The sequence below is a fragment of the Acidobacteriota bacterium genome, from assembly GCA_016716715.1.
GTDB lineage: Bacteria > Acidobacteriota > Thermoanaerobaculia > UBA5066 > UBA5066 > Fen-183.
This window is the reverse complement of sequence record JADJVE010000015.1, coordinates 20,837-29,869: the sequence shown is the minus strand read 5'-3', so window position 1 is coordinate 29,869 and position 9,033 is coordinate 20,837. Positions and strand designations below refer to the sequence as shown.

Below are 9,033 nucleotides of genomic sequence, written 5' to 3'. Positions count from 1 at the left end.
CGTCGCCGATGACTTCCTCGTCGCGCAGCTTGAGGAGTTGCTTCCGCTGGGCCTCTACCGCCGTCCGCCGAAGCTCCTTCGACAGCTCGAGCGGCGCGTGCGCGGGGCCTTCGGCCTCGAGTCCCTTCAGCGACCGCACGCGCTGGACATACTCCTGCCGCACGCCGTGGACCTGGTGCGCCTGCAGGTTCTGCTCGTCCATTGCCAGGTCGAGGTGGTCGAGCGCCGCCTCGGCGAGCGCAAGGCGCGCCCGCCGCTCCTCCTTCTCCCCCGACCGGTCCTCCTCGACGCGCAGCCAGCGCACGAGCGGCGCGAGCGTGAGCCCCTGAAAGACGAGTGTCCCGAGGATGACGGCGAACGTGATGAAGATGATGAGACTGCGCGCCGGGAACGGCCGGCCGTCCGCGAGGACGAGCGGGAGCGACAGGGCCGCCGCGAGCGACACGACGCCGCGCATCCCCGACCAGCCCACGATCACGACCGCCTGCCACGGTGGATAGGGATGCGTGGCGCGGAACTTCGGGGACAGGTAACGCGGAAGGTAAGCGCCCGGGAACATCCAGGCGAGGCGCACCACGACCATCGTCCCGAACGTCGCGAAGATGCCGTCCACGACGACCGGCCAGGGCCAGTCCAGCGTGTTCAGGACCGCCGGAAGCTGCAGGCCGATGAGGACGAAGACGAGAGCGTTGAGAAGGAAGATGAACGTCTGCCAGACGGCCGTGCTTTCGATGCGAGTCTTCGAGGACAGGATCCTGGGCACGTAGCGTCCCTGCACGACGCCCGCCGTCACCGTCGCGAGGACGCCGGAGACGTGGAGGTGCTCGGCAATGATGTAGGTGACAAACGAGACGAGCAGCGAGGCCGTCGTCGCGAGAATCGCGTCGTCGAGGTAGCGCTGGGCCTGCGCGAAGAGCCACCCGAGCGCGAGGCCGACGGCCACGCCGCCCACGACCATCAGGCAGAACTCCGCGATGCCCGGCAGAACCGCGAGATGCCCCGTCACGATCGCCGCGCTCGCGAACTTCAGCAGGACGAGGCCCGTCGCGTCGTTCACGAGGCTCTCGCCTTCGAGAATCGTGACGATCTGGCGCGGGAGGCGGACGCGCTGGGCGATGGCCGTCGCCGCGACGGCGTCCGGGGGCGAGACGATGGCGCCGAGGACGAGGGCCGCCGGCCACGGCACACCCGGAACGAGCGCGACGACGACCGCCGCGACCGCCGCGGTCGTCGCGACGACGAGCCCCACCGCAAGCAGAGAAATCGAGAACAGGTTCACGCGGAAGTCGCGCCACGACGTGAAGTAGCCGGCGGCGTAGAGGATCGGCGGGAGGAAAAACAGAAACACGAGCTGCGGGTCGAGGGAGACGGCCGGCAGGCCTGGCACGAAGGCGACGCCCATTCCGCCGATCACGAGGAAGATCGGGTACGGCACCTTCGCCTTCTGGGCGAGAAATGCGAGGAGCGTCGTCAGCCCCAGAAGCGTCAGGATCGTCTCGACGGTCTGCACGAAGCGGATTCTCGCTTATGATGCGGTCAAATCATGCGTTCGGCGATCGTGGCGGGAGCCTCCGGGCTCGTCGGCGAGCGCCTCCTGCGACGATTGCTCGCAGGCGGTTCGTACGACCGCGTCATCGCGTTCGTGCGCGGCCCGATCAACCTCACGCACAAGAAGCTCGAGCAGCGCACCGTCGACTACGAGCGCATGGGACGAATGTCGGCGTTTCCGCGCGCCGACGACGTGTTCTGCTGCCTCGGGACGACGATCCGGAAGGCGGGCTCGCCGGAGGCCTTCCACAAGGTTGACGTCGGATACGTCGCCCGGCTCGCGGAGGTGTCCGTCCGGGCGGGCTCGACCCAGTTCCTCCTCGTGAGCGCCGTCGGCGCGAGCGCGCAGTCCGGAAATTTCTACTTGCGCTGCAAGGGCGAGGCCGAGGACATGGTCCGGACGCTGCCCTACCGGGGCGTTCAGATCTTCCGGCCGTCGTTCCTCATCGGGCACCGGCGCGAGCGACGGGCCGGCGAAGCCCTCGGGGTCGCCCTCGCACGGGTGCTGTCGGTCGCCATGCTCGGTCCGGCCGCCCGCTACCGGCCGATCCGGGCGGACGACGTCGCGAAGGCCATGGTGGCCGTCGCGCAGGAGGCGCCGCCCGGGATTCACGTCTACGAGACGAAGGCGATGCAGGCCCTCGCCGACGACGACGCCGCCTCTATTTGAGGCGCGCGAGCGTGTCCGTGAGGCGTTTCTTCTGGTCCTCGGGCGCCATCGAGAGAGCCTTGCGGTAGTTCTCGACGGCTCCGGCCTTGTCGCCTTTCGTCTCGAGCCCCTCCGCGAGGCTGTCCCAGACGTTCCAGCTCCCCGGATGGTCGGCGGCGTTCTTGCGGAAGACCACGATCGCGTCGTCGATCTTTCCCTCGCCGAGAAGCGCGTAGCCCTGGTTGTTGATGTCGGCTTCCGTCGCGAGCGTCTGCGCCTTCGCGCGCGCCGCCGCGGCGCCGGTCGCGTCCCCCTTGAGGTCGAGGAGGCCGGCCCTGGTCCGCAGGTTCTGGTACGTGGGGGTCATCGAGACGGACCGGTCCGCCCACTTCATGGCCTCGTCGAGGTTCATCTTGTTCCGGAGGCACCACGCGGCGGCTCCGTTCCAGCCCTGCCAGCCGAAACGCGGCAGGCCGCGCAGCTGCTCGCGAATGCTCGCGAGCGTGACGGCGTTCGCGTCCACTCCGATCGGGACGGAGGCCCGGAGCTTCTCCCAGCGCAGCGTGAAGGCGACGCCGTCCGCGGTCGGCTCGTCGAAGGACCACGTGAGCCGTTCCGCGAATTCCGCCGCCGCCGGCTTGACCGCCGCGCGGGCGACGTCCTCCTTCTCGTCGTAGCTGTAGCTGCCCCATGCCTTCGCCTGGGAGCTCAGGATGAACGTCCACGTGTCCGCGGTAGGCAGCACGTGGACGCCGTACGTGCCCGCGGGCACGGCCTTGCCGCCGAACGTGAAGGGCGTCGTCGCCGTGAGCGTCGTGTTCTCGTTCGCGCCCGCGCGCCAGACCTGCCCGTACGGGACGAGCTTGCCCCAGACCTCCCTCTTGTTCACGGCCGGGCGGTGGTACGCGACCGTGAAATCGGCGAGCCCGACCGCCTCGCTCACGCTGGCCGCCGGACTCGCGTCCGGCAGCTTGATCTGCTGCTGAGCGAACGCGGGTGGGACGAACGCGAGCAGGGCGGGGACGAGAGCGAGGAGAACGCGGGTGGTCCGTTTCATGTTTTGCCTCCCTGTATTCACCGTTGAATTTCTTTGAATGTGAATACGGGATGCAGCGGGCAGGGTTTCAGCCTGGCGAGTCGGGGCGCCGCGTCCGGGCCGCGCCGGGCCGGGCGCCTCTCTCGACAGCCGCCTGCAGCCGCTCTCTTTCACTCGAAGAAATCTCTCTTCCCTCCCCCGCCTTGATTTCTCCGAGCTCGAGCGGTCCGACGGCGACGCGTCTCAGGCGCCGCACCTTGTGCCCCGCCGCGCGGAAGAGGCGGCGGATTTCGCGGTTGACGCCCTCGTGCAGGACGACCCGGAAACGCGTGCCCCCGCGCGGCGCCTTTCCGATGCGCGTCACCTCGACGGGGCGGAGCGTGCGCCCGTCGAGCTCGACCCCGCCCGCGCGCATCGGGGCGAGGGCTGCGTCGTCCGGGAACCCCTCGACGACGACCTCGTACACCTTCGCGACGCCGCCGGGGTCCATGAGGCGCTGCGCGAAGACCGGGTCGTCCGAAAAGAGCAGAAGGCCCTCGGACTCCTTGTCGAGCCGTCCGACCGCGAACCAGCCGCGGAACTCCGGCGGCAGAAGGGCCGTGACCGGCGTCGCCCCTCCCTCCGCGACCGTGGAGCACACGACGCCTCGCGGCTTGTGGAAGGCGAGGACGCGCGGAAAGCTCAACGCCGGAAGGCGCGGCGCTCGGCAAGCGCGCCGTCCTTCACCGTGTAGATCCGGCCCGCCGAGACGCTCTCGAACCGGCTTGCCGGTGCCGTCGCGCCCGGCGGGATGACCTCGACCGTGGCCGTCTCAGCTGCGCCGAGCCCGAAGTGGAGCGGGATCCACGCTCCGGAGGCGTACGACGGCCGCAGGATGAACTCCTGCACCTGCCGCACGCCTCCCGCGGTTACGACGACTTTCGTCCCGAGCACGGTGCGCCGGTCTGCTCCCGCCACCGGGAGGATTTCGAGGGCGTTCCCGGGAGCGGCCGTCGCGTTACGCAGGACGTGCGCGCCCCCGATGATCGACGCGATCACGAGGTCCACGCGCCCGTCCCCGTCGATGTCGCCGGCGGCGAGGCCGCGCGCCGAGAGGCGCACGAGGCCGAGATCGCCCGCCGACGGCGTGGCGTCTTCCATCCGGCCGCCGCCTGCGTTGCGGTAGAGAACGGGCGGCTGTTTGTAGCTGCGGTCGCCCCGGGCGTACGGGCCGAGGCTCTTGCTGTTCCCGAACAGCCGCGCCAACGTCATGATCATCTTCGGGATCAGGTGACCCGAGACCATCACGAGGTCGGGTCGCCCGTCGTCGTCGAGGTCGACGATGTCGGTCCCCCACTGCACGTACGGAAGAGACGGGCGCTCGACACCCGAGGTTTCCGTCGCGTCGTCGAACAGCGCGCCCTCGACGTTGCGGTAGAGCGTCTTCGGCTCGCCCGCGAAGTTCGTGACGACGATGTCCGGCCGGCCTTTGCCGTCGAGGTCTCCGATCGCGACACCCATGCCGGCGCGCGCCTCCTTGTGGTCGCGCCTGCCGGCGCCCGTCTCGACCGTCACGTCCTCGAACGCGCCTGCGCCCCTGTTACGGTAGAGGACGTTCGTCGTCCGGTCGTTCGCGACGTACAGGTCGGGCGCGCCGTCTCCGTCGTAGTCGAAGAAGACGGCCGACAGGCCGCGCCCGCCCGTGTTGAGGACGCCGGCATCCTTCGCGCGCTCGACGAACCGGCCGTCCTCGCCCTGCACGTTCAGCTTCGCTTCCTGTCCATCGTAGTCCTCCGGGACGCGGACCTCGAACTGGCCGAACGAGCTCTCCTTCGCGTAGTCCGTGTCGAGGTAGCCGACGACGTAGAGGTCCACGCGCCCATCCCCGTTCACGTCGCCAGCCGCGAGGCCGACCGAGTAGCCGGGCGCGAGGAGGCCGCGTTCGGCCGCCACGTTGCGGAAGGTGCCGTTGCCGAGGTTCTTCCAGAGCTCGACCTTGCCGACTCCCGTCACGACGAGGTCGAGATGCCCCTCCCCGTCGAGGTCCACCCAGTACGCTCCCATCCTCCAGCCGCAGGACCTGATCCCCGAGCGCACCGTCACGTCCTCGAACGTGCCGTCGCCGCGGTTCCGATAGAGCGCGCCGCACGGGCCGGCGCCGGGTTTCTTGCCGCTCGCGGCCGAGCCCGCGAAGAAGAGGTCCGGAAACGAGTCGCCGTTGAAGTCCCCCATCGCGACGCCCGCACCCATCGTGGCGAGGTTCCGACCACGGCGCAGGTCGGTTTCGTACGAGAACGTGATGCCCGATTTCCTCGTGACGTCGGTGAAGCGAATGGGGGAACGAGGAACAGCCGAAGAGGAAGAGGGGATTCCTTCGAATGAGTAAGAGAGCAGCGGGGCGAGCAGGAGCGCTGCGAACAAGGCCCCGGCGACGGGCGCGCGAGGGGCTTTCACCCTTCTAAGCAAGTCTTCAATCGCCCTCACGCAAGCCCCACGGGAGGTCGCCACAGTCGGCCCGGTTCACGAGCGAGCAAAACTATCTTTCTCCCAGAGCCTTCCGGAACCGCTCCGGGCCGACCTCCCGTGTGAGCGTCTCCTCGAGGAACTTCGGGTCGGGGTGGCGTTCCGTGTCGGGATAGGGGTACGCCGACATCGCGTGGAACGGCCACGGGCCGTAGCTCTGGCCGGTCACGGTGTTCTTGTCGAAGTCCTTGTCCCAGCCGTCGGACACGACGACGTAGTCCCGCCTCCAGCCGGCAGGGAGCGGCGGAAGCCTCGACGCGTCGTACGTGATGCGGATCGCGTCCCCGCCCTTGAAGACGACCCAGCGGTCGTCCGTCCTCGACAGAAGGTCCGTCACGTCGCCAAGGCGCGTGATCTTCCCGGGCACGTCGTCCCAGGCGGGCGCCGCGCTCGCGTCGCCGTGGTCGAAGACCTCGGGGCCGTCCGGCGTCTCGCGGAAGCGCCGCGAGAAGCCGCGCTCGGAGAGCGTGGCCTTCTCCGGGGGAAGCACCGTCGTGACCACGCCTACGGCTGGATCGTCGACGGTGATGTACGCCTCGTCCCAGAAGATCGCCATCGTCGTCCTGATCCTCACGCGCGGGTCGGCGGAGTCGACGACCCCCGTCAGGTCGACGGGCATCGTCTTCGTCTTCCCGGCCGGGAACCCGAACGACTCCATCGCGACCTTCCAGCCGCCCTTGCCGTCGGGCACTTCGAGGACGGGCGGGAAGTGGACGAGATCCTTCCGCTGCGACAGCGAGACGTTGATCGACGTGTCCGTGTAGAAGATCCAGCCGTTCAGGAAAAGGACGACGCGGCCGCCCGCGGCGACGGGCCCGAGGTCGAGGACGAGCGCGTGCTCCCTCCTCACGCCCTGATAGGCCGTCTCGGCACCAGGGTCGACGTAGACCTTGTCGGCGCGCGCGAGTCTCTCCGTCACGTCCTCCGCGCGGCCGGACGCGTCCGACCACGCGGCGCGCAACGGGCGAGGGGCAGCGACGGTGAACAGCTTCTTCTCCGTCGCGCCGGGAATCATCCGCTCGTTCGGGATCACGGCGGTCCCGATCGGGTGATCCACGCCCATGAGCGAAACCTCGTCGAGATACGCGGCCTCCCAGAGCTCCTCGGTGTAGTCGAGAAGGAGCTTCCCGTCCTGCGTCGGCGCGAGCATGCCCTCCGGCACGAGCAGCCACTCGCGCGCGTCGGCGCCCGCGAGGTGGACGCCGTCGTAGAGGAGGCCGATGGGCGCGCGGCCGAGCGCGTCGGACACGAAGCTCCAGACGCCCGTCTGGCCGTTGTGCGCGTAGACGAACGGGCACGAGCCCTTCAGCTGCTGGACTTCCTTCACGACCGTCTTCGCCTTCTGGTCGAAGAGGTTCTGCGGGACGCCGTTCGTCCACGTCGCGCGCACGACGTCGGCCTTCGTCCTCGCGCCGAGGCCGACGTGCACCGGCCACAGGCCCGCCGTGCGCGTCACGACGAGGTTTCCCGCTTTCACCTCGACGAGGCTGCCCACGCCGCCGCGGTTCACCTTGCCCGAGCCCGTCGCGAGGCCCTCGAGCGCGACGACCAGCCAGCCGTTCGCATTGCCTCCGTCGTTGACCAGGACGGACGTCTTGCCGCCCGCCGATACGAGGAGGTCGAGATCGCCGTCCCTGTCGACGTCCAAGGCGAGGAGGATGTCGATGTTCGGAGAAGAGAGAGAAAGAGAAGAAGAAGATTTCTTTGAAGGTGAAGAGAAGAGGGGCCAGAGCGAATACTTCCCGCCGCCCTCGTTTCGGTACGCAAGAAGATCGCCCGCGGCCGTCGCCGCGATCACGTCCGGAAAGCCGTCGTTGTCGAAGTCCGCGAGTACCACCGCCCGCACCGCGGCTGGGGCCGCGCCCCCGCCGAGGCCATTGTCCGCGCCTTCTAAGAAACTCCCATCGCCCTTGCCGATGAGAAGGCGAAGCCCTTTTGCGGTGCCCACCAGGATGTCTGGGTTCCCGTCCCCGTTGACGTCTTCAACCGCAAGGTCCACGGCGCCGGAGACGTGGAGCGGAACCGTCCGGAAGACGCCCTGCCGGAGGTTCACGCGGAGAACGAGGTCGCCCTTTGCGTCGATCGCGACGAGGTCGAGGTCGCCGTCGCGGTCGACGTCGGAGACGACGGCCTTCTTCGATTGAAACACAGCGTCGCCCGTCCTCGCGGTCACGTCGGGGAACGTGCCGTCGAGGTTGTTGCGCAGGAGCTGGTCGGGCTTGTTTCCCCCGAGGAGGTAGACGTCGAGGTCCCCGTCCAGGTCGAAGTCGAAGAACACGGCAGCCGTGAAGGGCGCCGGAACCGGATAAACCTCGGCCGCTCCCGAGTTCCGGACATCCACCTTTCTAAGCAATCTCTCCACGTTCTCTTCGGACGCGACAGGCGCACGAAGGCTCACCGGAACCGCCGCGCCCGCGCCGGCGCGCAGCCCCTCTTCCACCTTCAGAGAAAATCTCTCTACGGGCAGCCCGACGACCTGCGTGAACACTTCGCCGAGGGACTGCTGGTACCGCGGCGTCACGCGCTGGACGTTCTCGAGGACGCGCACCTTGACGGCGGCGGTCTTGAGATCACCCTTGCCGAGCGCGTCCTTCGCCTCGGACAGGAACTGGCGGGCACGCGCGTCGCCGTCCGACACGAGCGGCTCCAGCTCGCCGAGCGTCTTCTTCGCGGATGCGGCGTCCCCGGCCTCGACCTCGAGCAGCAAAAGCTTGAGCCGCGCGGGCAGGTTCGCGGGCGAGCGCTGGGCGATCTCGGAGAGGAACACGCGCCGCTTCGCCTTCTCGGGATCGGTGGCCGAGGAATCGGACTCGACGCTGCGGGCGTAGCGCCAGCGGGACTCGAGGTCGCGCGGGTCGAGGCCGGCGGCCTTCTCGAGGGCCGCCCGCATCGCCGGGGGCCGGTTGCGCTCGTTCTCGAGGGCGGCGCGGATCGCCCAGACGTCCGCGCGGTCTCCCGCCTTCGCGAGAAGAGCCTCGGCCCCCGCAAGATCCTTCTCGCGCAACGCGGCGACGGCCCCGTCCGCGAGCGGCAGCGCCTCCCCCGGCACGAGCTCCGCGAGCTTCGCGAACGTGGCCCGCGCGTCCTTCGCCTTGTCCTCCTCGAGCTGAGCGAGCCCGACGTTGCGCAGCGCCAGGATCCTCGACGCCTGCTCGGGGGAGAACCGGGGAGAAGAGGGGATTTCTGCTGAATGCGAAGAGGGACAAACCATGGCCGCCGCGAGGAAGGGTAAGGCGGCCAGAACGCAACGTTCGAAGAGAGACTTCATCGAAGGTGATTATGGCCGGAGCGCGGGGCA

Annotated in this window: 6 protein-coding genes; 1 reads left to right on the top strand and 5 read right to left on the bottom strand. The window is 69.0% G+C overall.

Going from position 1 to position 9,033, the window contains the following annotated elements; genetic code table 11:
• A partial coding sequence (locus IPL89_17155) for a Na+/H+ antiporter (GenBank protein MBK9064894.1) occupies positions 1 to 1,510 on the bottom strand: 1,510 nt, incomplete at its 3' end.
• A 33-nt stretch (positions 1,511 to 1,543) separates the two neighbouring features.
• Here IPL89_17155 and IPL89_17150 point away from each other — a divergent pair.
• A complete protein-coding gene (locus IPL89_17150; GenBank protein MBK9064893.1) occupies positions 1,544 to 2,218 on the top strand; it encodes an NAD(P)H-binding protein in 675 nt (224 codons plus the stop codon).
• Here the strand turns inward: IPL89_17150 and IPL89_17145 are convergent.
• The 4 genes from IPL89_17145 to IPL89_17130 form a co-directional block, all read right to left on the bottom strand.
• Positions 2,211 to 3,254 carry a DUF2911 domain-containing protein gene (locus tag IPL89_17145; protein ID MBK9064892.1) on the bottom strand — a complete coding sequence of 348 codons (1,044 nt, stop codon included), beginning with the start codon at positions 3,252 to 3,254 and terminating at the stop codon, positions 2,211 to 2,213. The two genes, IPL89_17150 and IPL89_17145, sit on opposite strands and share 8 nt — an antisense overlap.
• 67 nt (positions 3,255 to 3,321) lie before the next feature.
• Positions 3,322 to 3,918, bottom strand: a complete 597-nt coding sequence (locus IPL89_17140) for an rRNA pseudouridine synthase (protein ID MBK9064891.1) — start codon at positions 3,916 to 3,918, stop codon at positions 3,322 to 3,324.
• Entirely contained in the window at positions 3,915 to 5,666 is a 1,752-nt protein-coding gene (locus IPL89_17135; GenBank protein MBK9064890.1) for a CRTAC1 family protein, read from the bottom strand. The genes IPL89_17140 and IPL89_17135 overlap by 4 nt, the downstream gene beginning before the upstream one ends.
• An 82-nt stretch (positions 5,667 to 5,748) precedes the next feature.
• On the bottom strand, positions 5,749 to 9,003 hold the full coding sequence (locus IPL89_17130) for a VCBS repeat-containing protein (protein ID MBK9064889.1): 3,255 nt from the start codon (positions 9,001 to 9,003) through the stop codon (positions 5,749 to 5,751).
• Positions 9,004 to 9,033 lie beyond the last annotated feature (30 nt).

Coding starts and splice junctions, on each gene's coding strand:
- IPL89_17150 (MBK9064893.1), top strand. CDS start 1,544: ATGCGTTCGGCGATCGTGGCGGGAGCCTCCGGGCTCGTCGGCGAGCGC.
- IPL89_17145 (MBK9064892.1), bottom strand. CDS start 3,254: ATGAAACGGACCACCCGCGTTCTCCTCGCTCTCGTCCCCGCCCTGCTC.
- IPL89_17130 (MBK9064889.1), bottom strand. CDS start 9,003: ATGAAGTCTCTCTTCGAACGTTGCGTTCTGGCCGCCTTACCCTTCCTC.